We start from the raw sequence: 26,178 nt of genomic DNA, 5'->3' as shown, positions 1-26,178 counted from the left end.
CAAATAAAGGAGTTATAGATGAGTCAAAATAATTGGCAATTAGTTTATGATAATTTAACAGATGGTGTTAGGTCATACGGCGAAGAATCATTATTAACTTTAGGAAATGGTTATCTTGGTTGGCGTGGTGCGCCAGTAATGACATCTTATAGTGACGATCATTATCCAGGTTTATATGTCGCTGGAATATTTAATCAAACAACAACGCCGGTAGCAGGGCGTGATGTGGTTAATGAGGATCTTGTTAATTTGCCTAATCCGCAATTGATTAATTTATTTGTCGATGATGAATTGGTCTCATTTGAACCAACAGCACGTGAATCAATCTTACACTTTGACACTGGTCTGTTGTCAGAAAAATTCACGTTACCAACTGCTAAAGGTGATTTGATTTTAGAAACTCAAAAAGTTGTTAATCCATATAAGATGCATCAATTAGCACTTAATATTTCAATTTCAGGAGATTTTAATGCTGATGTGACAGTGCAAGCCGTTATTGACGGTACTATTGAAAATAAAAATGTTAAGCGTTACCGTGATTTTGAATCGCGTGAGTTCGATGTTATTGATATGACGGACGGTGTGTTAACTGCACAGACAAAACAATCAAAAATTATTTTAGCAGTCGGTGCAAAAACAACTAGTGATGATGCGGATTTTGTATCAACACAGGCAGATAATCAAATTGTGACACAAGCGCAATTTAAATTAACACCAACTAGTGTCATAAATATTGATCGTATTATTGGTGTTGCAACTAGTTATGAAGAAGAGAATCCGGTCGAAGTTGTGTCACAACAATTGACGGATAAATTTGCTGATATTAAAGCAGATGTAAAAAAGTATTGGCAAAATGTATGGCAAGATAACGACATCGTGTTAGATAGCGATGATGCAGATTTGCAACGTATGATTCGTATGAACATTTTCCATATGCATCAATCGGCACAACACAATGCTAATCAATATTTGGATGCTTCTGTTGGTTCGCGAGGATTAACAGGTGAGGGCTATCGAGGTCATATTTTCTGGGATGAAATTTCCGTTGTCCCTTATTTAGCTGCTAATGAGCCAGCGGCAGCTAAGGATATCTTGAAGTATCGACTAACACGCTTGCATGGGGCGCAGTTAAATGCACAATCAGAGGGTGAAGTTGGTGCGATGTATCCTTGGCAATCTGGTATGACTGGGGATGAGCAAGCACAGATTATTCACTTAAATACGGTGAATAATGAATGGGATGCTGATAATTCTCGATTGCAACGCCACGTATCATTAGCCGTCGTTTATAATCTTTGGGTTTACGTGCAAATGACTGGTGATGACAGCATCTTACGTGAAGGTGGTTTAGATGTTGTTGTTGAAACTTCAAAATTCTGGTTGAATAAAGCACAGTTAGAAGAAGATAATCGCTATCATATCGCAGGGGTGATGGGACCTGATGAATTCCATGAGGCCTATCCTAATGCAGAGACTGGTGGCATTAAAGATAACGCTTATACTAACTTAATGTTAACTTGGGCTTTGAACTGGTTACAAGAATTAGGTGCTAATCAACAACTACCAGATATTGATCAATCATTATTAGCGAAAGCGAAAGACGTTGCAAATAAGCTAGCTTTGGAGATTAATGATGATGGTGTTATTGCACAATATGCAGGTTACTTTGATTTGAAGCCAGTTGATTTTGATGCTTATCGCTCTAAGTATACCGATATTCATCGAATTGATCGTTTGATGAAAGCGGAAGGATTGTCACCCGATGATTATCAGGTTGCTAAGCAGACAGATTTGTTAATGACGATTTATAATCTAGGTCATCAACATATGTTGCAGTTAATTGAACAATTAGGCTATTCGGTACCAGAAAATTGGTTGCAAGTGAATAAGGATTACTATCTTGCTAGAACTGTTCACGGTTCAACAACCTCACGACCTGTTTTTGCAGGGATTGATATAACGCTTGATAATAAGCAAGAAGCATTAGAATTCTTAACGACAGCAATTGGGTCAGATTACTATGATATTCAGGGTGGTACAACAGCAGAAGGTATTCACATCGGTGTAATGGGTGAAACATTAGCGGTTATTCAAAATGAATTTGGTGGTGTTAACCTACGTGACGGTGCCGTTGTTATTAATCCTAGTTTACCAGCTAGTTGGCGTCATTTATCATTTAAGCAGCGTTTCCAAGGAACTTTAATAGCAATTGATATTGTGCCAGGTAAGGTAACCGTGTCAGCGGATCATGATATTGACGTAACGGTATATAACCAAGGTGTTCCCTTGGTTGCAAACGAAGCTAAGGTAATTGAGGAGGTTTAGCAATAAATGACTAATTTTACAACAATTAAAGGTTTTGCATTTGATATGGATGGTGTTTTGGCTGATACCGCAAAATTCCACACGGTTGCTTGGCATCAAATTGCTGATGAGGTGGGCACAACCTGGACACCTGAACTTGAAGAAAGTTTAAAAGGTATTGATCGAATGGGTAGTTTAGCCTTAATCATGGATGCTGGTGGTGTTGCAGATAAGTATGATCAAACAGCCCGTGAAAACTTGGCAACTAAAAAACACACACACTATCGAGAGTTAATTTCAACCTTAACGCCAGATGATATTTTACCTGGTATGCAAAAGTTTTTGACTGAACTAAAAGCGGCCGGCTATCAAATGAGTGTTGCATCAGCATCAAAGAATGCGCCATTTATTATTGAACGTCTTGGGTTAACGGATTATTTCAAAGCAGTTGTTGATCCCGCATCAGTAACTGCTGGTAAACCTGACCCAGCAATTTTTGCAGCCGCAGCTGATGTTCTAGGGCTACAACCATCAGAAGTAATTGGTATTGAAGATTCAGCAGCTGGTATTCAGAGTATTAATGGTGCTGGTGAAACAAGTGTTGGTATTGGCGATAAAGATGTTTTAAAGGCAGCTAACATTAATTTTGGTAGTACAGCCGACGTTACCTTAGCAGCAATTGAGGCAGCTTGGTAATCAATAGATTAGGACAAGCGAGTTCATTTTGAACTCGTTTTTTGTTTATCAAACAATTAAAACCCATATAAATTGCGGAAATTGCAATTTTTTAAAAACATTCCTTGCATAATAATTTAATACGTCTATCATAATAAGCGAGTATTATTTTATCTGTAGGAGGAAATAAACGGGAAAATGAACAGCGAAACCGATAAATCTAGTGATAGACGGCGCTTTATTGATTCAAATAAGAGGGATAAGGTAGTTAGGATTATAAGTGAATTAGCAACGATTATGTGTGTGTTAATGTACGTCTCCTATATTGCTGAAATCAAAAGTAATCTAGCCGGTAATCCAGTTCCACTTAGTCAGCCATTAACAATGATGTTAGATGCTATATTATGGACTGGATACGGTTGGTTAAAACAATATCGTGATTGGCCGTTGGTTATATCAAATGTGCCCGGCATATTTTTTGGTATTGTCACTATTTTAACAATATACGTTCATTAAATTTAAATATAGGCAATAAGACACTTAATCATTATTAGTTTAATGATTAAGTTTTTTTGTATTTAAAAATTGTCATTATTAAAGTAACCGTTTACAATGGTACTTATTGAATTTAAATAAATAGATTTTTTGGGGGAAAACAGAATGGCATTAACTGACTACTTTTCAGGGTTACAACATGTTGGTATTCCAGCTTCATCATTAGCCGAAGCGGAGGCATTTTGGACGCAATTGGGCTTTGAAAAAATTGGTGATTTTCCAGTGGGAAATGTTATCTTTATGAAGCGTCAAAATTTGGTGATTGAAGCTTGGACGGGGGATGAAATCGTAGGTAAACCAGGTGCAATCAATCATATTTCATTGGATGTGACAGATGCAGATGCTGCAATAATTGAAGCCAAAAAAGAAGGTTTTAATTTAATAGATAACGAAGTACAACATTTACCATTTTGGAACAATGGCATTAATTTTTTTAATGTTCAAGGACCGGATGGTGTAATTGTTGAATTCTGTGAAATTGTAGCGTAAACCAATATAGTTATCGATTAGCCTTCTGGATTGTGCATTAAAGCCAATACAGGAGGCTATGTTTTAGCAATTAAATGATTATGAGAAAGAATAGGAGAATTTACTTAATGAAGAAAGTTGCAGTTTATTGTGGTGCGTCGACAGGAAATGATGGTAGTTACCAACAAGCAACAAAAGAATTAGCCCATGCTCTAGTTAAACGTGACTTAGAACTAGTTTATGGTGGTGGCGGCGTTGGACTAATGGGAACGTTAGCGAATGAAGTCTTAATTAGCGGTGGTAAGGTTCACGGTGTTATGACAAAACAGCTGGTTGAACGCGAAGCAGCCTTTGATAAGTTGACTGATTTGCAGGTTGTTGACAACATGTCAACCAGAAAAGAAAAAATGTTGTCTTTGTCAGATGCTTGTATTGCTTTACCTGGAGGCCCAGGAACCTTAGAAGAAATTATTGAGGCCTTTTCGTGGGCACGTTTAGGTAATAATGCTAATCCATGTATTTTTTATAATGTGAATAACTATTATGAATCCTTAGAAAAAATGTTTGATACAATGACTGAGAAGGAATTCCTAACGGTGGCAGATCGAGAAAAGTTGCTTTTTTCTGATTCTTTAGATGAAATATTTAACTTTATGGCAACATATATACCACCTATGATTCGAACTTATAATTAAAAAAATCATCATCTTTTAGGGAGGCGTGGTGAAACATAAATATACAATCATTAGTGTCAGTATGGTATTAATTATTGGTATTTTGGGCATTGGTTTGGCTATTTATCATGATAAACAGCAACACATGTATGACAAAATAACTGATGCGTTTTTTAAAACCATTAAACGGGAAAATAATCGGCCAGACGAAATAAAAAAATATATTAAGGTGCCTACTAAAGAAAATTCAAGCTTTAGTATTTACGCTAAGCAGAATAATAAGCAACAATATTATATTAAATTGCGTGAGGTTGGTATTGATGAGAAATCATCACTTATCATTAAAGCAAAAGGACAATTACAAGGTAAAACATTGATTGTGCCTGAATATGATGCAACAAAAATTAAGTATCGAGGCTACACAAGTTATTATCAGGTTGATCAAGCAACTAATTTTAGCAACGTCAAATTAGTTAATAAAGCAGAGTTTACGCATCATAAGAAGCAACGTTTGTTTTCGTTAAATAATTTTAATGTGAAAAAAGCAAAGCAACATGTGGAGATTGTCAAAAAATTAGATATGACAACATTGCAGTCAAACAAAAAATTGTTATACGCAACAATTATTTATTATGGTATTAGTAACTTGCCGATTGAACGATGGCAAGAGTTGGCGGATAAATCTAGTGGTTGGCAAGTAAACGCATTGCCAGATGGTCGTAAACTTGTTTGGTCAGGTAAAAATATAACGGATGATGAAAAACAATTACCACCTAATTACTTTAAACTTGATGAAAATGGTGTTGATTATCGAAGCTTTATTATTCATTCAAACAATCAAGAGATGTCGCAGTACGTTAAAAATGATAAATTATTGTATTATGTTAATCAAAAACCAGCCAGAATAAAGCAAATTAATAAGATGGCAACGCAAATCAACATAGAATAAACCTAATGAAATCACCCATTTCGAGGAGGTTTTACGTTGAAAAATCGTAAAATTGGTAGTTTGTCAGTTTCACCTGTTGGAATGGAGGCATTGAGCTTTTCTCATGGGTAAGGCAATTGCACCATTTAGAAACCAAGTTATTTTAGCAACAAAATTATTTTGGTAATAATTGGGTTAATAAATAAAAGTTATACATAAAACAGCCTCTGCGGGTTAGCAAAATACTAATCTACAGAGGCTGTTTTATGTATAATTATTTGTCAGCGCTAATATAATTTAAAATTTGGAACATCGCTTCTTGATTTTCTTTTGGTACTGGCGTTTTTAAAATATCTGTTGCAGTCTGCTTAAAGATAGTGCCTGCAATATAAGATGCATCATTGGTGACAATTTCACGGACATCATTATCTTGTGGTTCGAAATGGAATTGTAATCCAACTACGCGATGATTCATTACAAATCCTTGATTTTTCACAGCATCACTAGAAAATAATAGTTCAGCTTCCTGTGGTATTTCAAACATCTCTTCATGCCAATGTAGTGCCAAAAGTTTGTCAGGTATATCAGGAATGGTTGTCGTCTGTCGATAAACTGGCGCCCAACCAACTTCTTTTGCTGGTGACTTTGTGATTACATATCCCATAGTTTTAGCAATTTGTTGGGCACCAAAGCAGGCACCAAAAATTGATAGGGATGATAGACATAAATTTGATGTCCAAATTTTTCAGCCCAAGTTCTAATACTTCCCGGTCCTTCGTTAGGGGTATGTTGTAAAATATTGATTCGCATGAATATTTTCTCACTTTCTTTTACGGGTTATAATAATAGAATTAACGAGAATTTTAATTAATTTATTATATTACAAAAAAGGAGTGTATATGCAAATTAAATTTAGATATGCTGTCAGACAAAATTTGATTAAAATAGTCGAAATATATAATCAATCTATTAAACTGAAAAATGTTACCGCAGATATTAGGCAAATATCTGTGTCTGAACGTGAAGCTTGGTTTGAAAATGCTTCAATTGATAAATACCCTATATGGATATAACTAGTGACGACACAATAATTGGTTGGTTTAGTTTTGAACTGTTTTATGCGTGAGAAGCGTATCAGCATACACTTGAAGTAAGTTATTTAGATTTAACAATTCTTGGTAAGCAATTTATTTAAAGTGCTTCTGCAAAAAATATGGAATATTTTAGTTTTAATTAAGAAAACGTTATCTATTTTTAAAATAAGCGTATAATAAATGTCATATACGTACATGTATTTGTAATAATCAAAAATAGAAATAGGAAATTGTGGGCATTATGAGGTTTATAACATTAGATAGTCAACTGGATCAGTGGGAAAAGTTTGTGGAAACTAATGAAGTAGGGAACTTTGGTCAAAGTAGTTATCAATTTGAATTGTTGTTAAGTAGGGGTCGTAAAGCAAAAGTATTTGGTGTCGTGAACGATACAAATGAAATTCTTGTTGGTGGGGTCGTTAACTGGGACCCCACCAAATTAGGTTATAAGTACTCATTAGATTACGGACCAATTGTAAAGGATTGGGCTGATAGGGATGCCTTGCAATACTTTTTTAATGGTCTAGTGCAGTATGCTAAACATAATAAAGGATTGTATTTAAGTGTGTCACCGAATGCGATTTATCAAGAATTCGATAATGATGGGGAACCAATTTGTGAACCTAAAAAGCAAATTCTTGATACGATGTGTAGTTTAGGGTTCACACATGAACCATTTAAGTATGGGATGCAAGATACTGGGGTGACGATTTGGCAATATGTTAAAAAGATTGATGGTCAGACGTACCCTGAAATATCAAAAAGCTATCATAAGATGGCCAAGCAGTATTTAAAGAAGAATAAGCTTTATCAAGTTAATGTGCGTGAATTGTCTAGAGAAGAATTACCGATGTTTAAACAAATTATTGATGACACGGCTGAACGTCGGCATTTCTTAAGCAAAGATTTAGCTTATTTTGAAACAGCGTATGATAAATTTCAGAATCGCATTAAGTTTGTGGTAGCAGAAGTATGCTTCTCGAAGTATATTCAAGTTGCGACTGATAAACTGGAAAAGACAAGCCATGATATTAATAAGTTACAACAGAAGCTTGAGACAGCTGCTAATAAAACGCGTATTGAAAAGCAACTTAGTGAATTATTTAAACAAAAGGAAAATCATAAAGTACGTATTGAACATGGTAAGCAAATGCGTATTCATGCAGGAAAAGATGTGATTCCAGTTGCTGCGGCTATGTCCATCATTATGCCGCAAGAGACGGATTATTTATTTTCGGGATCATATGAAGAATATAGTGAGTTTTATGCACCTTACCAAATTCAAGATTATATGTTACAAATTTCGCAAAAATTAGGGGTTAAAACATATAATTTCTTAGGCATTGACGGTAAATTTGACGGCACCGATGGTGTTTTAAAGTTTAAGACACAATTTGAAGGTGTCGCACAGCAATTGATTGGTACTTTTGATATACCGGTGAATAAATTTAAATTTAGTGTGTACCAAAATTTGAAAAAATTAATTGTTAAATAATTCTATATTTTGAAACATATAAGTGCTACCCTTATAAAAGATTGGTTTCGTAATACTAAAACGAGGCGCGTCAAATAGCACTAAACGTTGATTTTAGGAGAGTCGGAAATGTCTAGTAAGTATATTAAATTTAGTATGTTCTTGGTCGCGGTACTGCTTATACTATCGTTTCCTAAAAATTTGGTATATGCTAATGGATTGGTCACAAAAGCACCTTAATTTGCCTGGTATACTTTCGCCAGTTACCAGGCAAATTAAGGTGCTTGCTGCAAGCAAAGATGAAACTAGAATACTGTCGAATGAAATCTATTATGGTAATAAACGGATTTTAATAATTGGTGATTCATTATCTGTTGGCTGGGATGGTACACAAGTGCTAAAAGATAATTATCCGACCGTATTAAAGCGATTATTGAATCCGAAAACACTAAATAATTCTTTTTCGTCAGCTGGTTCACAAATAGCTGGCAATGATAATGGTACGCCGATATTTGACCTATCTAATAATGTTTCACGCATATTAAAGGGTAATACTATAAAAAACACAGATATTATTGTTTTGGAAATTGGCATAAACGATTTAGATTACAGTCGTAATAATTTAGGGTATGTACAGCAGAAGCTACAAGCTAATATTCAACGGCTGCGCAATGCAAATCCAACAATTAAAATTTTCGGCATTTTGCCCGTGACGTCATATATGCCAATTAAGCAAAGTAATTATGCAATTGATCAATTAAAACGTGCATTAACGGATGTTTATTTTAGTTTTGGTATCCCAGTGATTAATGTTACTGATTTTGGTGTCGCCAATTATCCATCTGACTTAGGGGATAAATTAGTCCATCCAAATCAGACAACATATCGGCAAATGGCTAAAGTTATTAGTCATTGGATGACTAGTAATTACATAATGCTTTCCGGTGAACATGATAGTAAACAATTGTTTAGTTCAAATGGTTGGCAAAAGAATGAGTCTAATCAGTGGCAATATGCGGTTAACAATGTTCTACAATCTGATTATCATGAAATAAATGGGCGCAGTTATTATTTTGATCCCAAAACAAAAGCATTGGTTACAAATCGAAATATTAAATATTTGGGTAACCAGTGGTATGCTGATAAAACAGGCGTGTTATTAAAGAGATAGCAATGGAGGGCAAATATGGAACATAATAATGTACATCGTGCATTTGGTGTCTATGGCATTATTATTACTAATAATAAGTTAGTGGTAATTAAGAAAAATGGTGTACCATATATTAATCGCTTTGATTTGCCTGGCGGCAGTTTAGAAGACGGTGAGTTTTTAAAAGATGCTATCAATCGTGAAATTAAAGAAGAAACCGGTTTGAAAGTTTCTAAGATGAAACAATTAGGTGTTACTAGTTTTAAATATCCTTGGCATTACTTGGATTATAAGATGAATCAACATATTACCGTTTTCTATGAAATTCAAGAATTTGCTGGACAAGTAATGAATTCTGTTAAGCAGTTTGAAGGGCAAGATTCGTTAGGTTCCTTGTTAGTTGATTTTGATGAATTAACTACTAATAATGCGTCCCCACTTGTTCTGAAAGCAAAAGACTATATTCAGTCTGGTGTATTTGACACTCACGATACTAGTTTAGAAAATTGGCACGTTTTGCCAGAAAATGAGCGTGCTTTTACAAATTAGAAATTTTATCAAGAATAATTTAAAAAAGGTCATCAAATTGAATTAAATTTCAAGGTTCAATTTGATGACCTTTTGCTTTAATATTTACGGAAGAAATAGCTAAGTTAAAATATTTGGCATGTACGTTATCAATTTATGTATAAATTGGATTATGAGAGGCTGTTCATTAGAACTACCGCGGTAATATTCTTTAAATGTGAACAAAATAATGCAATAATTTCGATAAATATGTGAACTTTTTTAAAATTATTCTTGAATTTCGGAAGCTAATCCCGTATTATATATCTCGTAGGAAAAATGTAAGCGGTTACATTTTGATATTTTAAATTTTAAAGGGGATATATTTATGAGTGAGTACATTGCTAGTGAACGCGAAGGAAGAGTAGACTTTGTTAATACTAACGATTTAGAAGAGGCAGCTAAAGAGACCATTCCACGTGGGGGGTATGGTTACATTCAAAGTGGTGCGGGTGATTTAATCACCTATAAGCGGAATATTACGTCTTTTGATAAAAAGGTCATTGTACCTGGTGTTTTGCGTGATGTTGAACATCCTGATACGGCGGTTGATTTTCAAGATATACATCTAACAGCGCCAATTATTATGGCACCGGTTGCTGCACATGGATTAGCACACGTTGAGGGAGAAAAATATTCGGCAAAAGGAGTTTCAAATTTCGGCTCTATCTTTACAGCATCTTCGTTTGCATCGACAACGTTAGAAGATATTCGTGAAGCTGGCGGACAAGATGCTAATCAATGGTTCCAATTTTACATGAGTAAAGATAACGGCATTAATGATCAAATTATTGCAACAGCTGAACGTAATGGTTCAAAGGCAATTGTCTTAACAGCCGATGCTACTTTGGATGGTAATCGTGAAGCTGATAAGCGTAATCACTTCACATTTCCGTTGCCAATGCCCATCGTCGCAGCATATCAATCTGGAGTGGGCCAGAGTATGGATGCTGTGTATAAGTCGGCTAAGCAAAAATTGTCACCACGTGATGTTGAATATATTGCAAGTCATACAGATATTCCAGTTTACGTTAAGGGAGTCCAAAGTGCTGAAGATGTTTATCGTTCATTAGACGCTGGTGCGCGTGGTATTTGGGTCACTAATCATGGTGGTCGTCAATTAGACGGTGGTCCTGCAGCCTTTGAGATATTAGAAACAGTTGTTGATGCCGTTAGTGGACGAGCACCTGTTGTCTTTGATAGTGGTGTCCGTCGTGGCCAACATGTTTTTAAGGCATTAGCAACGGGGGCTGATTTAGTGGCAATTGGGCGCCCAGCTATCTATGGCTTATCACTTGGTGGGGCAACGGGTGTTGAGCAAGTATTTAACTTCTTTAAGGATGAGTTAGCATTAGTTATGCAACTTGCTGGTACCCAAACCATTGATGATGTTCGCAATTTTACATTGCGCGATGCCTGGTAAATAATCACATAGATAAAAGGAGCATGTACTGATGGATGCACATGTGTCAACTTCAAAACCGGTCCAGTTACCAGATTTTGATATAGCAAAGCCGATAGATTCAGTAGATGAAACCGTAGCTGAAAAATCACCACTATTTAGAAAAATAGATGCTGCTTTGATGAATAAAGTTACTTTGTTCCAAAGTAGTTATGCACGTTATGCTGCTCGCGCAATGCTGGCAACCTTATTCTTAACTTTAGGAACGGCGGCCGCATTCGGGACAGCACTACAAGCTGAAAAATTATTGCCAGGCTCTGGTAAATTCACTTTTGCTTTCATGTTTAGTTGGTCATTGGTGATGATCATTTTTATGGGAGCTGAATTAGGAACGTCCAATATGCTGTTTGTGACAGTGGGGGTTTACCGTAAAAAGATTCATTTCTCAACGGCGGCTAAGGTTCTAGGAACGACACTATTGTTCAATTTAATTGGGGGAATTTTCTTTGCTTACCTCATTTCACTGACGGGGGCATTCCAAGATCTACCGGCAAGTAATTATTTATTTGACGGTATCGCTGGTAAACTAAGTAAATCGTCAATTCAAATTTTTGTCGAAGCCATTTTTGCTAACATTGTTGTTAATACGGCCTTCTTCATTAACCTGCGCATGAAGGATGATGCGGGTAAGGTGATGGCCATTATCTTCGTTATCTTTATCTTCGCTTTCTTAGGTTACGAACACGTTATTGCTAATTTCCCAGCCTTTTCACTAGCCTTCTTTGCTTCAAACGGTACGATTGCTGGTATGACATTGGGTAGTGTGCTACACAACTTATTTTTTGCCTTAATTGGTAATTATGTTGGTGGTTCTTTAATCATCGGAATGACCTATGCTTGGATGAATAAGACCAAGACGGATTACGTTGATTAAAATATTGATTTGTTATTAAAAAAATAGTCGTCAATCTATCATTTAAATGATTAGATTGACGACTATTTTTGATTGGCTTTATTTACCCATTCATCACGTAAAACCCCATATTTAACTGAGTCCCAGTATTTGTTCTGCCAAAAGCGAACTTGACGAACTTCGGCTTCTTTTTTCAATTGTAAACTTTCAGCGAGAGCAATCATACGAAGATTTCCTGACCAGGTAGTTAAACCAACGTGTGGTAAATTAGTTGTTTCAAAGAGTTCTGTGATCCATTGATCTAATGCTGCTTTGCCGATACCATGGCGCCAGTTAGTTTGTTTATAAACGGTGATACCGACATCCAACCATTGGTTTAGTGGTACATCTTCATAGTAGGCGGAGACGAGACCGACCATTTCATTATTAAGCCAAATTATTTTACGCATTGGATTTTCTAAATAAGGGTTGAATTGTTTTAAATCAATAAAATCTTTTTTGGTAGGAAGTGTGTCATGAAAGTAAGGACCATTCCATTTGGTCCATTCAGCATCAGGATTACTAAAAGCTAATTCCCAGAATGGTAATAAATCCTGTACACTTAATTGTTTTAATTCGATTTGCATCGTTACTCCTAGTATTTTGAACGTTAGTCGATATTTTAGTCTAATTATATACTAGATTTCATTTTAATTTCAATAGATTTTCTCATAATAAAACGCTATAATATCAATATTGTAAAATGATAAATTAAAAAATGTGAATATTTTTATTTTTGATAGAGTGTAGCAAGTAAGGTGTCAGAGAATCGCAGAAAGGGTATACAAAATGAAAAAAATTTATCCGCAAAAATTACAATCTGGTGATGAAATTCGTGTTATTTCGCCAAGCTCAAGTTTAGAAAAAGTTGGTGGCATGCAAGCTAATTTGATTGCCAAAGAGCGATTAGAACGGTTAGGCTTTAAAGTGACTTTTGGTGACCATATTTATGAAAATGATCAACTATTTTCAGCCTCAATTGCAGCAAGAGTAGCTGATTTACATGATGCTTTTCGTGATAAGCAAGTTAAAGCAGTTATGACGACTATCGGTGGGTTCAATGCCAATGAATTGCTCCCATACATTGACTGGTCCTTAATCAAAAATAATCCCAAATTTTTCTTTGGTTATTCTGATACAACTAGTCTACATACAGCTATTTTTGCTAAAACAGGGTTGGTGACGTATTATTCACCAGCGTATTCTTCGTTTAAAATGGATGCCCTACAGGACTTTCAAACTAGTCAATGGTTGAAATCAGTGTCGGACCGACAAGAAGGTGCGCGTTATGATTTAGAGGAAAATGATGTCTATACAAGCGATCCATGTATGACACATCAATTCCAAGGAATTTTTTACCTAATAAATGGCAAGTATATAATGAGGGTCACGCCACAGGAACTATAATTGGTGGCAATATTCAAACGTATCATTTATTATTTGGTACGCCTTATTTTAGGAAAATTGTACAACCGATTGGTTTTTTAGAAGAAGCTGAAGAGGGTGATGCTTATGAATTTGATCGATTATTAGCGCAGTTTTTACAAGTTAATCCAGATGTAAAAGGGTTGGTAATTGGTAGATTTCCTAAAGAGTGTGGTATGACACATAATTTACTATTATACATATTAGATAAATATCCAATCCTTAAACAGATACCAGTCATTTACGATGTGGATTTTGGGCATACGCAGCCGATTTTTACATTTCCGTTAGGTGGCGAAGTTGCAATTGATAGCAAGACGTTACAGATAACAGTTTATGAAAAATAGTTTTTACTTGCAGGAGGTTGCAGGATGTTTCAATATAAAATTGATGAAGAGGTAAGTTTAGCACTACCAAGACCAAAAATTGATGCTAAAGCAATTTATGATTTAATTGATGCCAGCCGTAAAGAGTTATCACAATGGTTGATGTGGTCAGTAGATATGAAAAATGTAGCGGATGAAGAACGTGCATTAGTAAGGAATTTAGAGAATTTTGGTAAAGGCGATTCAGTTACGACAATTATCCTTTTTAACGAGCAACCTGCTGGTGCCATTAGCTTTAATAGGTTTCTCAAATTAGATAATAGTACGGAAATTGGTTATTGGTTGGCTACTAAATTTGTTGGTAAAGGGATTATGTAACGAGCAGTGATAGGCATGTGTGAATTAGGATTTACTGAGTATGAAGTTAATAAAATCGAAATTCATGCAGCAGTTGAAAATACACGCAGTAATAAGGTTGCAGAAAGAGCAGGATTCCATTTAGATGGTTTAATTCGTGCAAATGAACGATTAGAGGATGGCTACCATGATGGGTATATTTGGACATTACTAAAAAGTGACTGGGAAAATAACTGATAATAAAAATTGTTCCCAATTAAATTTAAAAGTGTGATACACTAACTGAAACTAGGGGCGTCGATTGACTGAGAAGCACCCTTTGAACCTGATTTAGTTTGTACTAACGTAGGGAAGTATTATAGTGATTGTTTACTAATGCTTCTCTGCAAAGTCAGAGGGCATTTTTTGTTTTTACCTATTTTTACTCTCGCTTAATTGGCAGCATATTTAATGTATGGAGGCATCAGTAATATGGGATAATATTAAAATTAATTAAATAGGCACTAGGGGCGTCGATTGACTGAGAAGTACCCTCTGAACCTGATCTAGTTTAAACTAGCGTAGGAAAGTGACGGTTTAGTAATTAAATTTTACTTTACAGCATTCTTTTTACGTCGATAAAGAGAATGCTTTTTTATTTGGATAAGGAATAGGAATAAGATGAATCTTAAAAATAAGCGCGTTATTGATCATGGCCTAGCTGGATTACAACACGTATTTGTATCAAATGTTTGGCTAGACCCAATTTATGTTGCCACGGCTGCTGGGCTTTCACTTAGTTTATCAACCAATTTAGTTAACACAATTTTTATTGTTTCAGGTCTAGTTACTCTAACGCAAGTAACACGTTTAGTAAAATTACCAATTATTCAGGGACCGTCTGCATCATTTGATGCGTTAATGATTAGTGCAGGAAAGACAGGGCAATTAACCGCTGCCAGTGGGTCAATTTTGTTAAGCGCCCTGATTGTATTTGGACTATCAATCACAGGGTTAATTAATAAATTAATTAAAATTTTAACACCAGCAATTACGGGTACTTTAATTTTTCTAGTCGGTATTTCTTTATCAAGTTTTACTTTATCTGAATTTTTAGGTGGTTATCCGGGAGATAAAGGATTTTCTTCACCTAATACATTGCTATTAGCGATTACAACAACAACAATTGTGGTTATTTTGTCACTATTTGGTAAGGGGGTTTGGAAACGATTTTCATTTTTAATTGCCCTGATTGTTGGTGATGTATTAGCTTTTTCACTGCACGTTGTTGATTACAGTGCATTGTCGACGAAAGCATGGTTTGGATTACCTAGTTTGCTACCATATGGAGAACTTAAATTTAATGGCGTCATATTTCTAACATTTTTAGTTGCATATATCGTTGCTGTGGTTGAATCTTTAGGGGTTTACCAGGCAGTTGGGGAAGTAATAAATGAAGATATTACACCTAAGCGTATTCAAAATGGTTTAATTGGTGAATCTGCTGGATCAATTCTATCTTCTTTATTTGGTGGTTTTCCAACATCAGGGTTTGCGCAAAACGTCGGAATTATGAAACTAACTGGTAATAAATCTAAAGTACCAATTATTATTGCTGCTTGCTTATTTATCATACTGGGATTTATGCCTAAGTTTGGTGCGTTTTTAGCAATGACACCAAGCCCTGTAATTGGTGGTATATTCCTACCTGCAGCAACGTCATTGATTATGACTGGATTTAATATTATGAAAAAAGCAGCAGCGACTGAAGCAAATCAAATGATAATTGGGATATCTATTGCACTTGGGGTAGCGTTACCTAATTATTCAAGTGGTTGGCATGGCCTTGTGGGTGAGTTATTGTCTAATATGATTTTAATCGGGGCAATTTCAGCGTTAGTGTTACAAATTTTATTAATCAACATACCGAATTTAATTAATAATGTCAGGAGAAATCATGGCTGATATAAAAGAAGCATTACAACAAAAAATTTTGGCATTCATTACACAAACGGAAATGACGGAGAACGAAAAAAATCAGAAATTTAATGAATTAGCGATGACGATATTTAATTATCAATTTAAATATAATCAACCATACCGAGAATATGCAAAATTAAAAAGGAAAACGCCATTAACGATTAATCAATGGCAATATTTTCCATTAATTCCTATTCAGGCATACAAATATTTGCAGCTAACGACAACAAATCCAAGTGAAGCAGCGGATGTCTTTTTATCTAGTGGTACAACAAATCCAACACAAAAAAGTCATCATTATTTGTCTAATCTACTGGTATGGGAACAGTCTATGATTAGCGGATTCAAAAAATATGTTCTACCAAACCAGGATAAAATAACAATATTTGCACTCTTTCCAGATCAACTAGAAAATCCAAATTCATCTTTATCACGATACGTTTCAACAGCTATCAAAAATTTTGGCACTCAAAATAGTCACGTTTTTTTTAGAAATAATCAAATGGATTATGATCATTTAATTACAGCATTAGAACAAGCTAATTCAAATAATGAACCAATTTTATTACTGGGTGCATCGTTTTCTTACGTACATTTATTAAACCACCTAAAACAATTGCATAAAACATTTAGCCTATCAAATGATAGCATTATTTTTGATACAGGTGGCTTTAAAGGTAAGTCTGAAGCCGTAAGCATGATAGATTTATATACTAATTTAATGACTCTTTTCGGCGTCAAACGCCAACAAATTATTAATATGTATGGTATGACAGAAATTAGTTCACAATGTTATGATCGGAATATTTTGGATGCGTATCAAGAACAACAAATTTATTACACTAAAAAAACACCGCATTGGGTTAACATTCAAATATTAAATCCGGAAACCTTAATGCCAGTTAAAATAGGGGAAAGAGGTCTTATAGCTTATTATGACTTAGCGAATTGGGATTCTTGCCTGGCTATTTTAACTGAAGACATGGCTGTACAAGATACGACAGGGTTCACCTTATTAGGACGCATTAAAGGTTCGGAAGCAAAAGGGTGTTCAATTGCAATGGATGAGTTATTAAATAGAAGAGAGATAAAATGACAGCAACCAGTGAAATTACAATTAATATATTTCACCTGCCATCACAAGTGAATATTGCAGAATTAGAAGAAAAAGTTATCTGCAAGGGAAATCAGCGTATTCACATGTCTTATCCTGATGTCACGACAAAATTATTAGATGAAACGGCAGAAAATTTAAGAATTAATCAAAAATCGTATTTAAGCCAATTAACAGTTGAGGAAATAATAAGCATTATTGATAAAGCTGCACAGAAATGGACTAACTCAGAATACGAGTTACGTATCTTGGCTGAAAAAACATTACCAATAATCACTGGTTATGATGCCTTACAGATTTCGTTAGAATTAAGACAATTTATTCGATTATTTAGAAAAAAAGACTTACGGCGGTTTATACAGTCTGAAGTAGGGATGTTTGGTAATATTTTAGATGATTTTCAACCTAATCATAGTGGTGGTTTTTCTAAATTTTATGGTCCTGATTTAATATTTCAAATTTTTTCTGGTAATGTACCCGGCATTCAAATATGGAATTTACTGATGGCAGCATTTGTTAAATCGGCTACGCTTGGAAAGTTATCTTTTGCAGAAGCTATTATGCCATCATTGTTTGTCAAATCCTTAGCAGAAGTGGATGCTAAATTCGCAGATGCGATTGCAATTCTACCATGGCAAAGTGGTACTGAGTTAGAAAATAAGGCTATTGAATTAGCGGATACGGTAATTGTTTGTGGTGGTCAAAGTGCTGTTAAAAGTATTAAGGAAAAATCAGGACCTACTAAAAAGGTATTGAGTTATGGCTATAAAATTGGATTAGCATTAATTGGTCAGGAAGCCATATCAACTGATCGATATACAACTTTAATTAAGGCAGTTGCTGAAGATATCTCAATATATGATCAACAAAATTGTTTGGCGCCGCAATCTATTTTTATAGAAAAAGGTGGCGCAGTGACCCCTAAAGAGTTTGCAAATTTATTAGCAAGTGAGTTACAAAATTATCAAATCAGATATCCAAGGGCACAACTAATTGAAGCTGAGCAGACCAGTATTAATAAAATGAGACAGCAAGCCGATATAGAAAGTATTAGTGATTCAACGACGATAGCTATGGTCAGTCAAAAAAATACAGATTGGACAATTATATATCGAGATAAAGTTGATTTTATGGTTTCACCTTTAAATAGAGCAATCAATATTTTTGCTGTTAATAATTTAAATGATATCGGACAAACATTGGAACCATATCGTCCTTATTTACAATCTGCCGGTATTGCCGTAGCACCAAATCGTTTATTTGAAATGTCTGATGTTTTAGGATCTTTGGGCGTTAATCGCATTAGTGCGTTAGGGGAAATGAATCACGTTGTGCCAGGTTGGCATCATGATGGTGGTTTTAACCTACTAGATTTGGTGCATGTTACGGATATTGAAGCATCTGCTGAACGATATAGTGAACAATTTGATCCTGACATTGAATAAATAAGGAGTAAATGATGTTATTAGAAAATAAAGTAGCCTTAGTTACGGGTAGTGGACGGGGAATTGGTGCAGCAATTGCAAAAACTTATGCTGAAAATGGTGCATTCGTTATTGTTAACTATTTAAATCGGCGCAATAGTGCAGATGAACTTGTATCCTTAATTAAAGCAAATGGGGGTCAAGCAATTGCCATGGCTTGCGATGTTCGTGATGATGTAGCCGTTAAGGATATGATTGCCACAATTATTGAAAATTTTGGAACAATTGACAATGTTGTTAATAATGCATTTAGTCACTATGAATTTGATCCCAAAAATAGGAAACTTTTGCAAGATGTGACGTGGAGAGACTATCTTGACCAAATAGATGGTAGTGTCAAAGGCATTGTCAATGTGATGCAAGCAGTTTTACCATATTTAAAAGCCAACAACAGTAGTCATGTTATTAATTTAACCAGTGATTTAGTTCATATACCAACAATTCCTTATCATGATTATATTGTTGGTAAGTCAGCCGTAATTGGGTTAAATCGTACCATGGCAAGTGAATTAGGCGCATATGGTATCTACGTTAATGCGATAGCACCGGGGCTAACTTACCCAACCAGTTCTAGTGAGTTTACAAAGCGAGATGTTAGAGATTCATTAATTGCTAAAACCCCAACCAGGCGCTTAACCACACCAAAAGATGTGAGCGGTACAGCACTATTTTTAGCATCAGAATTATCTAGTAACATAACGGGCCAATGCATTGTTGTGGATGGCGGTCTCTATATGGGATGATTTTGGTGGCTCTTATGATATATTATCGATCTATATTACTTTATATTTTAATGAAATATATCAATTAGTTGCTTCAACAACAAGCTTTGTCATATTTTTGTTATAATTTAGTTAGGATATCTCTCATCATAAATGATGTTTATTCATTGATGATGCTTTCCAAATATAATATTACTAAGTTGGCTTAAACATATAGATATGGGGAATTATGTTTAAATGCAGATTAATAAAACGGGGTATTTATTATGAAAATGCATAACAAATTGGGCATTGCTATTGCAGGTTTTATGACAGTGAGTACGCTAGCGGGCTTTGGTGGCAGTGTAAATACTGTCGCTGCTAAAGCTTCAGCACCTTCAAATGGGGTCGCAGTTAAAGTTAAGAGTGGTGAATATATTGTTCCTGACAATAAAAAGGCGTTAGCTAGTAATAAAGCTTATTTAGCTTTAGATTTACACATCAAAAACAATGGTCCCAAGATTAGCTTAATGACCAGCGATATTAAATTAAAAGATAAAAGTGGTAGTCGCATTAAATCAGTGCAAATTTATGGTAGTGGGGATGATTTTTCAACTATGGGATATGAAAAACTAGCGAAACGTGATTCGACTAGTGGTTACGTTGTTTTCCCAGTTACTAAAGATAAAAAATATACCTTAGAAGTGGCACCGATGGCATCTGGTACAAACAAGATGGTAACAACTAAGGTGAAGATTAACACTAAAAAGTACCAAGATCATACGCAAGATTCTCAAAAGGCTGTGACAAGTTATGTTGACAATGTTTTCTTAAACAAGCAAGATAATAGTTCGTATGACAAAGTATTGACTAATAAATTAGAAGATGAGCAAGTTTCATATCGTAATGTTGCACGAGATTTCCTTGAAACAAGGGCGTTTAATAATACAATCGCAGATGAAGCAGCAGCAAATATGGTTAAGCAGATTCAAGATATGAACAATAAAAAAGGATCTGTTAAATATGTAATTAAATCAGCAACACCAACAACTGCTGAAATTACAGTAACACCAACTTTGGTAAAGCTATCTGAATTATCATCGGTTATATCGGAAACGCAACGTCATGTAGATGAGACACAAAATGCTAATGGTGAAATGTCATATAGTGAAGTAAATCGAGCTGTTAAAGAGTCACTTGTGCAAAAGTTTCCAGAAGTATTAGAGAAGATGCCTATGCGTGAAGCTGATGGACAAGATATTAAATTAATTAAAGATGGTAAAAAGTGGACGGTTGACACATCTGAGTCAGCCTACTCATTTGAATCTTTGCAGAAGGCTTTTAGCGGTAGCTTTAATTAAAAATGATCCTGAATAATTAATTGTTTGAATTTAATATTCTGGTGGCCATTCAAATAAGAAGCAAATTTGAACACATTGATAAGAGTAGTATTGTCAAAAAAACATCATAATCTACTGATAGTTAAGAGTTCTTACAGTAGGTTATGATGTTTTTTGTGTATACTTTTTGAGATAGTTCTATTTAAGAATTATGCGTAAGGCATCATTAATCTGTGCTTTATTGGTTGCGTTTAATAATTCATGATCAGTTCCTGAAAACATACACTTTTGATGATTTAGCACAACGATGTTTATTGGAAAGCTTTCAAATAATTCAATATCATGTGAGGTTAAGATGACTTGCTTATGTTTTTCAGTAACTAACGCAGCAATCATTTTAATAATTAAGTTAGCGTTGTTTATGTCGACACCGCTTAACGGTTCATCAAATAGGTAGAGCTCTCTATCTAATAAACAGTTACAGTAAGTTAAGACAACTTGTTTTTCACCACCAGATAATTTACCAATTTTTTTATCTATAATACCCTTGATAACCTGATTATAAATCGTATTCATCGTGCTAGTTTTATTAAAATTTTTAGGATGATTTTCAATTTCTGCATATAACTGAATGGTTTGTTTAACTGTTAGAGAAGGGAAAAAATGAAGTTGCTGTGCCTTATAGGCTAATTGTTTTTGCGTTGGAAAGCCAGACAAAGCTTGTTCATCATGTTTGTTTAATCCGGCTATTGTGTCTAATAGGGTAGTTTTCCCGGTTCCATTGGGTCCTAAAATAACGTTTAGTTTGTCAGTTTCAAACTTACAGTCTAAATTAGATAAAACCTGATTTTTACCATAAGTAATAGAAAGTTTCTTTACTTGCATTTGTTAACACCTCCCTAATTTAAGCGCGATTTTCTATGGGTGAAATAGTAAACTTTGATAATCCCCAGACACCAATTAAAATATAAAACGTCGTAATCGTTATAAATTGTATAACATATGTTCCGGAAGGTATGTTTCCTAGCATTAGTAAACTAATATTATTTGAATTTTGAGCTAAGTATTCAACAGGATTTAGCAAATTAACAATTTTAATTAAAGTATTTTCATTCTTGATACCTAATAGTGTAAACATACCAAATAAAGTTATTGTTTCAATAATGGGGGCAGTTTGCGCTTTTACTTTCAGTATTAAAAATATGCAACTGCTACATGTTACGGGGATGGTTAACAATAGAGTGGCCAACAGACCACCTAAAAGAATCCCAAAGTTGATTGTTCTAAAAATAACTAAAAAAACTATATTGAACAAGGTTATTTCTAACACTAAAATAGTGACTTGTGCTAATAAATCTGCTAATAAAATATGCCACTTTGATCCAACGATGAAAAATAATTCTTTAAAGTAGCCAGATTCACGCTCTGAAAGCATTTCAAAAGTAACCATGTTTAGTAGCGTGACGATGATTATATACGCCCAAAAGTAACTTGCTGTATTGATTAATTCTTGGTTAGTGGTCTGAACCGGTTGGAAAAAATATTTTAAGTTTGTCGCTAACAGATAGACAATTGGGAGTAATAAATTGTACATAAAAACAACTTTATTATTGAGGCTGCTTACTATATAGACTTTATATAAAGCTTTGACCTTATTCATATCATTACCTGGCTTCCTTTAATATAGTTAATATGTTAAATTTTAACTTTTAGAAGGCTATAAATCAATGTTTTTGTTGATTTTATTAGATTTTAATTAGTTTGTTTTAATTTATACAAAAAATAAATATAAAATGGCGACAATCAAAGTTTGGATTTATTTAAGTACTGAAAATCGTAATAAAAATATTGAGGTCAATCTTTGAAGGATGTATCATTACAATTGGCCCAATTTTTACTTTGTGAGTGGCAACTTTTTTACTTTAAGTTTTAATGTTATAAAAAAGAAAGTGTATGTATAAATGAGTTCATTCATAATACCGTCTAATAAAAATAAATATGATGCTACAAATGCATTTAACGACCTGGATACGGTTCACTGGGTGCAGCATAACAATAAAAGTGTGAAAATAGGCGATACTATATATATATACGAGTCAAAACCCACACAAAAAATAATCCTAAAAACAACGGTTATAGAGCGCGACGTTTATAACTATCATATTAATGACGCTAAATATAGCGTTACTGGTTTCGATTTTTCAAGCCAAGGGCCGTGGTTTACTTTAAAATTAGTGAAGAATGCCAATGTTAATGTTTCACTCGAGGACCTACATAATCTTGGGTTAAAGGGAAATATACAATCCTTGAGATACTTGGACGATGCTATAGCGAAAGCAATAGATGTAATATCTAATGATACTAGTGAATTGACTAGTGTTAAATTAATTGAGGGTAAAAAAATTCAGTTTTATACGGCCAGATATGAACGCAATTCTAAAAATAGGCAAGCATGTTTAAACTATTATGGATATAATTGCATGGCATGTGGGTTTAATTTTGAACGGATGTATGGTGAATTAGGTCATAAATTTATTGAAATTCATCATAGAAAGCCTCTTTTTTTACAAAATAAAGAAGTTGCTATTGATCCAACAAATGATTTAGTACCACTTTGTTCTAATTGTCATAGAATGATTCATCGAGAAAAAACTAATATTATTACTTTAGACGAACTACGAAGAAAAGTATTAATACCTTATACAAATTTTGATTAATTTAAAATGGTACGCAAAATTGAACAGATTTTGCGTATTTTTTGTTTTTAAAATGATTATTTTAAACTATTAGGTTAATAGTTAAGAAAATATGATATTATTTGTGAAACATATCATTAAATCCTAAAAAGGTGGTAAAAAGATGGCAAGATTTGTTTTTCCTGTATCGAATATCGATGAATTAAAAGAAAACTATGATTTGATTGTGATTGGTTCTGGTGCTGCAGGTATGACAGCGGCAATTCAGGCACAAGAATTAGGACTTAAAGTAGCTATCTTTGAAAAACTAGCTACATTGGGAGGTAATTCAAATCGTGCCTCGACAGGTATGAACGCTACAGAAACGATGACGCAGTTATCTCATCAAGTGATTGATAATCAAGCATCATTTTATGAAGATATTTGGCAAGGTGGTGGCAAAACAAATAATAAAGAGTTGTTAAAGTATTTTGTCACACATTCTGAATCTGCTATTAATTGGCTAGAAAAACATAATATTTTGCTAACCGATTTAACGTCTACTGGTGGCATGTCACAAAAACGTGCACACCGACCAAATAATAAATCGGCAGTGGGTAGCTATATGGTTAAAGAATTACAAAAGCAATTACTGGATAAACATATTCCACTATTTTCAGAAACAAAGGCAATGCAAATTGTAAAAAAGGATGGCATAGTAACTGGTCTCAAAATTTATAATAATAAGATTGGTGAAAAAACGATTAAAACAAAAACTATTTTAATTGCATCCGGGGGCTTTTCACAAAATAAAAGCATGCTAAAAAATTATGCACCCGAGTTATTGCCATTAAAAACAACTAATCATCAGGGTGCTACGGGCGATGGTTTAAATTTAGCTGTTGCAGCAGGTGGGGGATTGGTTGATATGGACAAAATCCAAGTTCATCCGACTACGCAACAGGATACCGACCACGTTTATTTAATTGGTGAAGGAGTCCGTGGAGAAGGCGCTATTTTAGTCAATCAAGCAGGACAACGTTTTGTTAATGAAATGACTACTCGTGATAAAGTAACAATGGCAATTGATAATTTACATGAAAATGGGGCAACGCTCATCCTTGACCAAGGTGTTCGACAAGCCTTTCCGGCCATCGATTTTTATCAGTCAATTGGTCTTGTGATGGCAGCTAACAGTTTATCAGAATTAGCTAAAAAGGCACATTTGGATAGTGAAAATTTAACGGCCACAGTTGTTAAATGGAACGCTAATCAAATTTCTGGCAAAGATTCAGAGTTTGGCCGAAAGACGGGGATGGATCGCGGAATGAATTTGTCACCTTATTATGCAATTCACATTAAGCCGGCTATTCACTATACGATGGGTGGGATTAAAATAAATAACTTAACAGAGGTGTTATCTGATACAGGAGAAAAGATTAGTGGTTTATATGCAGCTGGTGAGGTGACTGGTGGTTTGCACGGCGATAATCGAATGGGTGGAAATTCCATCGCAGAAACGATTATTTTTGGGCGTCAAGCAGGTGTCCAGGCAGCTAAATATATTTTTAATTATTAATAAACGGCTATTTGTTAAATCGTACTGATACCAGCATTATTTAATTGAACATCAAGTAACTGAATTCCTCATGGATTTGGTTGCTTTTTTTGTAGAAAAGGTAAAATAAAAAGCGTGAAATGTGTAATTTCACGCTAGTAAGTAAAGAGACGAAATCTGTTCATTTAATTTGTATGATGAATAATTTTAACAAATGACCATGTCTTACCGTCATCTGATGAATGGTAAAGAGCTTCTGCTAAACCACCCTCATAATCACCTTGAACCCCTTGACCAACTTTCATCAGTAAGTCATTTTTTGTTTTAGTGGGCATATCGGGTGCAACAAATGGTTCATAATCATCTTGATTATCTAATGCTATTTTTTGAGGGGTATAGGACACTTCGGAAAAAGTTTGGCCACCATTTTCTGTACGATATAATTTAGAACTGGTACCGGAGTTTTGCATTAGCGCAACAAAGCCAAGGGACTTGGTTAAAAATTTTACATTTAACGCAGTACCGCCTTCTCCATGAAATGGATCATTATTTAAGAGTGTCCAAGTTCTGCCACCATCGTTGGTTTGTGCTAATTTGTAATAGTATGTTCCTAGCGCAGCATTGTCAATTTTCAGACGATACCCAATTTTTTTCGTTCTGAATGATTGGACTTCATTTGTATTTAAATCAGCTGTTGGGTCTGGTTCCGGTAAGGTAGCGCTTGCTTTAATATGACTATCAAAAAATCTAAATAATGCTTGTGCAGTTTCATCATGTGTATAAATTGGCACATTATACTGAAATGTTTGTTCAAAATCGCTCGTGTTACTGTTTTGTCTGATATCAACAATGCCTTGTTGTGTGGCTTTTAGCTGTGTGGTTCCAGCATAATATAAATCAAAAGCTGGCTCAGCTTGATTGCTCCTATCCTAGTATTTGGTACATAAATTTCTGAACAGTTGTGCCATAATTAATAAAACAAGATAGGAGCATTCC

25 protein-coding genes, 2 pseudogenes and 2 riboswitches are annotated in these 26,178 nt (G+C 34.6%); of the genes and pseudogenes, 22 read left to right on the top strand and 5 right to left on the bottom strand.

Features of this window, described 5'->3' with window-relative positions; translation table 11 throughout:
- The first annotated feature begins 18 nt into the window (after positions 1 to 18).
- The 6 genes from FFM61_RS03925 to FFM61_RS03900 all read left to right on the top strand — a co-directional run bounded on the left by FFM61_RS03925 (position 19) and on the right by FFM61_RS03900 (position 5,625).
- Positions 19 to 2,325: a glycosyl hydrolase family 65 domain-containing protein gene (locus tag FFM61_RS03925; RefSeq protein WP_074427393.1), complete on the top strand. Its 2,307-nt coding sequence runs from the start codon at positions 19 to 21 to the stop codon at positions 2,323 to 2,325.
- 6 nt (positions 2,326 to 2,331) lie between these two features.
- Positions 2,332 to 3,000 (top strand): beta-phosphoglucomutase, encoded by a 669-nt coding sequence (pgmB, locus tag FFM61_RS03920; RefSeq protein ID WP_074427394.1) that lies wholly within the window; start codon positions 2,332 to 2,334, stop codon positions 2,998 to 3,000.
- Between the two features lie 177 nt (positions 3,001 to 3,177).
- Positions 3,178 to 3,495, top strand: coding sequence for a SemiSWEET family transporter (locus tag FFM61_RS03915; RefSeq protein WP_074427395.1), 318 nt, complete (start codon positions 3,178 to 3,180; stop codon positions 3,493 to 3,495).
- A 144-nt stretch (positions 3,496 to 3,639) separates the two neighbouring features.
- On the top strand, positions 3,640 to 4,023 hold the full coding sequence (locus tag FFM61_RS03910; RefSeq protein WP_074427396.1) for a VOC family protein: 384 nt from the start codon (positions 3,640 to 3,642) through the stop codon (positions 4,021 to 4,023).
- Between the two features lie 107 nt (positions 4,024 to 4,130).
- Complete coding sequence (locus FFM61_RS03905) at positions 4,131 to 4,697, top strand: LOG family protein (RefSeq protein ID WP_074427397.1); 567 nt, start codon at positions 4,131 to 4,133, stop codon at positions 4,695 to 4,697.
- Positions 4,698 to 4,725: 28 nt separating this feature from the next.
- Positions 4,726 to 5,625, top strand: a complete 900-nt coding sequence (locus tag FFM61_RS03900) for a hypothetical protein (protein ID WP_074427398.1) — start codon at positions 4,726 to 4,728, stop codon at positions 5,623 to 5,625.
- Positions 5,626 to 5,878: 253 nt separating this feature from the next.
- Here FFM61_RS03900 and FFM61_RS03895 read toward each other — a convergent pair.
- Positions 5,879 to 6,414 (bottom strand): annotated as a pseudogene (locus FFM61_RS03895) (type 1 glutamine amidotransferase).
- Positions 6,415 to 6,503: 89 nt separating this feature from the next.
- Here FFM61_RS03895 and FFM61_RS08935 point away from each other — a divergent pair.
- From FFM61_RS08935 to FFM61_RS03870, 6 genes are all read left to right on the top strand, one after another.
- Entirely contained in the window at positions 6,504 to 6,677 is a 174-nt protein-coding gene (locus FFM61_RS08935; protein ID WP_168388699.1) for a GNAT family N-acetyltransferase, read from the top strand.
- Positions 6,678 to 6,939: 262 nt separating this feature from the next.
- Entirely contained in the window at positions 6,940 to 8,193 is a 1,254-nt protein-coding gene (locus FFM61_RS03890) for a peptidoglycan bridge formation glycyltransferase FemA/FemB family protein (RefSeq protein ID WP_074427399.1), read from the top strand.
- A 193-nt stretch (positions 8,194 to 8,386) separates the two neighbouring features.
- On the top strand, positions 8,387 to 9,343 hold the full coding sequence (locus FFM61_RS03885; protein ID WP_074427400.1) for an SGNH/GDSL hydrolase family protein: 957 nt from the start codon (positions 8,387 to 8,389) through the stop codon (positions 9,341 to 9,343).
- Between the two features lie 15 nt (positions 9,344 to 9,358).
- Positions 9,359 to 9,871: an NUDIX hydrolase gene (locus tag FFM61_RS03880; protein ID WP_074427401.1), complete on the top strand. Its 513-nt coding sequence runs from the start codon at positions 9,359 to 9,361 to the stop codon at positions 9,869 to 9,871.
- 346 nt (positions 9,872 to 10,217) lie between these two features.
- Positions 10,218 to 11,312, top strand: coding sequence for an alpha-hydroxy-acid oxidizing protein (locus FFM61_RS03875; RefSeq protein ID WP_074427402.1), 1,095 nt, complete (start codon positions 10,218 to 10,220; stop codon positions 11,310 to 11,312).
- 31 nt (positions 11,313 to 11,343) lie between these two features.
- Positions 11,344 to 12,225: a formate/nitrite transporter family protein gene (locus FFM61_RS03870; RefSeq protein WP_083194474.1), complete on the top strand. Its 882-nt coding sequence runs from the start codon at positions 11,344 to 11,346 to the stop codon at positions 12,223 to 12,225.
- Positions 12,226 to 12,287: 62 nt separating this feature from the next.
- On the opposite strand, the gene FFM61_RS03865 is transcribed toward FFM61_RS03870, so the two are convergent.
- Positions 12,288 to 12,830: a GNAT family N-acetyltransferase gene (locus FFM61_RS03865; RefSeq protein ID WP_074427403.1), complete on the bottom strand. Its 543-nt coding sequence runs from the start codon at positions 12,828 to 12,830 to the stop codon at positions 12,288 to 12,290.
- A 202-nt stretch (positions 12,831 to 13,032) separates the two neighbouring features.
- Here FFM61_RS03865 and FFM61_RS03860 point away from each other — a divergent pair.
- From FFM61_RS03860 to FFM61_RS03830, 8 genes and pseudogenes are all read left to right on the top strand, one after another.
- Positions 13,033 to 14,015 (top strand): annotated as a pseudogene (locus FFM61_RS03860) (S66 family peptidase).
- Positions 14,016 to 14,039: 24 nt separating this feature from the next.
- Positions 14,040 to 14,372 carry a GNAT family N-acetyltransferase gene (locus tag FFM61_RS09065; protein WP_240005968.1) on the top strand — a complete coding sequence of 111 codons (333 nt, stop codon included), beginning with the start codon at positions 14,040 to 14,042 and terminating at the stop codon, positions 14,370 to 14,372.
- Between the two features lie 15 nt (positions 14,373 to 14,387).
- On the top strand, positions 14,388 to 14,588 hold the full coding sequence (locus FFM61_RS09060; protein WP_240005967.1) for a GNAT family N-acetyltransferase: 201 nt from the start codon (positions 14,388 to 14,390) through the stop codon (positions 14,586 to 14,588).
- A 43-nt stretch (positions 14,589 to 14,631) separates the two neighbouring features.
- Positions 14,632 to 14,720, top strand: a riboswitch (TPP riboswitch).
- 126 nt (positions 14,721 to 14,846) lie between these two features.
- Positions 14,847 to 14,935, top strand: a riboswitch (TPP riboswitch).
- A 76-nt stretch (positions 14,936 to 15,011) separates the two neighbouring features.
- Complete coding sequence (locus FFM61_RS03850) at positions 15,012 to 16,295, top strand: solute carrier family 23 protein (RefSeq protein WP_074427404.1); 1,284 nt, start codon at positions 15,012 to 15,014, stop codon at positions 16,293 to 16,295.
- Entirely contained in the window at positions 16,288 to 17,406 is a 1,119-nt protein-coding gene (locus FFM61_RS03845; RefSeq protein WP_074427405.1) for a LuxE/PaaK family acyltransferase, read from the top strand. The genes FFM61_RS03850 and FFM61_RS03845 overlap by 8 nt, the downstream gene beginning before the upstream one ends.
- On the top strand, positions 17,403 to 18,869 hold the full coding sequence (locus tag FFM61_RS03840) for an acyl-CoA reductase (RefSeq protein ID WP_074427406.1): 1,467 nt from the start codon (positions 17,403 to 17,405) through the stop codon (positions 18,867 to 18,869). Before FFM61_RS03845 ends, FFM61_RS03840 begins: the two co-directional genes overlap by 4 nt.
- Before the next feature lie 14 nt (positions 18,870 to 18,883).
- Positions 18,884 to 19,651 (top strand): SDR family oxidoreductase, encoded by a 768-nt coding sequence (locus FFM61_RS03835; protein WP_074427407.1) that lies wholly within the window; start codon positions 18,884 to 18,886, stop codon positions 19,649 to 19,651.
- A 245-nt stretch (positions 19,652 to 19,896) separates the two neighbouring features.
- A complete protein-coding gene (locus FFM61_RS03830; protein WP_074427408.1) occupies positions 19,897 to 20,970 on the top strand; it encodes a DUF5105 domain-containing protein in 1,074 nt (357 codons plus the stop codon).
- A 177-nt stretch (positions 20,971 to 21,147) separates the two neighbouring features.
- On the opposite strand, the gene FFM61_RS03825 is transcribed toward FFM61_RS03830, so the two are convergent.
- Entirely contained in the window at positions 21,148 to 21,834 is a 687-nt protein-coding gene (locus FFM61_RS03825) for an ATP-binding cassette domain-containing protein (protein WP_074427409.1), read from the bottom strand.
- 19 nt (positions 21,835 to 21,853) lie between these two features.
- Positions 21,854 to 22,609 carry a hypothetical protein gene (locus FFM61_RS03820; RefSeq protein ID WP_074427410.1) on the bottom strand — a complete coding sequence of 252 codons (756 nt, stop codon included), beginning with the start codon at positions 22,607 to 22,609 and terminating at the stop codon, positions 21,854 to 21,856.
- A gap of 301 nt (positions 22,610 to 22,910) precedes the next feature.
- Between FFM61_RS03820 and FFM61_RS03815 the strand changes: the two genes are divergently transcribed.
- Complete coding sequence (locus FFM61_RS03815; RefSeq protein ID WP_074427411.1) at positions 22,911 to 23,666, top strand: HNH endonuclease; 756 nt, start codon at positions 22,911 to 22,913, stop codon at positions 23,664 to 23,666.
- A 142-nt stretch (positions 23,667 to 23,808) separates the two neighbouring features.
- On the top strand, positions 23,809 to 25,203 hold the full coding sequence (locus FFM61_RS03810) for a flavocytochrome c (protein WP_074427412.1): 1,395 nt from the start codon (positions 23,809 to 23,811) through the stop codon (positions 25,201 to 25,203).
- 164 nt (positions 25,204 to 25,367) lie between these two features.
- Here the strand turns inward: FFM61_RS03810 and FFM61_RS03805 are convergent, their stop codons facing one another.
- Positions 25,368 to 25,973, bottom strand: coding sequence for a beta propeller repeat protein (locus FFM61_RS03805; protein ID WP_074427413.1), 606 nt, complete (start codon positions 25,971 to 25,973; stop codon positions 25,368 to 25,370).
- Positions 25,974 to 26,178 lie beyond the last annotated feature (205 nt).

This window comes from Weissella hellenica, from assembly GCF_005405545.1.
Lineage (GTDB): Bacteria > Bacillota > Bacilli > Lactobacillales > Lactobacillaceae > Weissella > Weissella hellenica.
The sequence above is the reverse complement of the archived record's forward strand: the minus strand, read 5'-3'. Positions and strand labels throughout refer to the sequence as shown.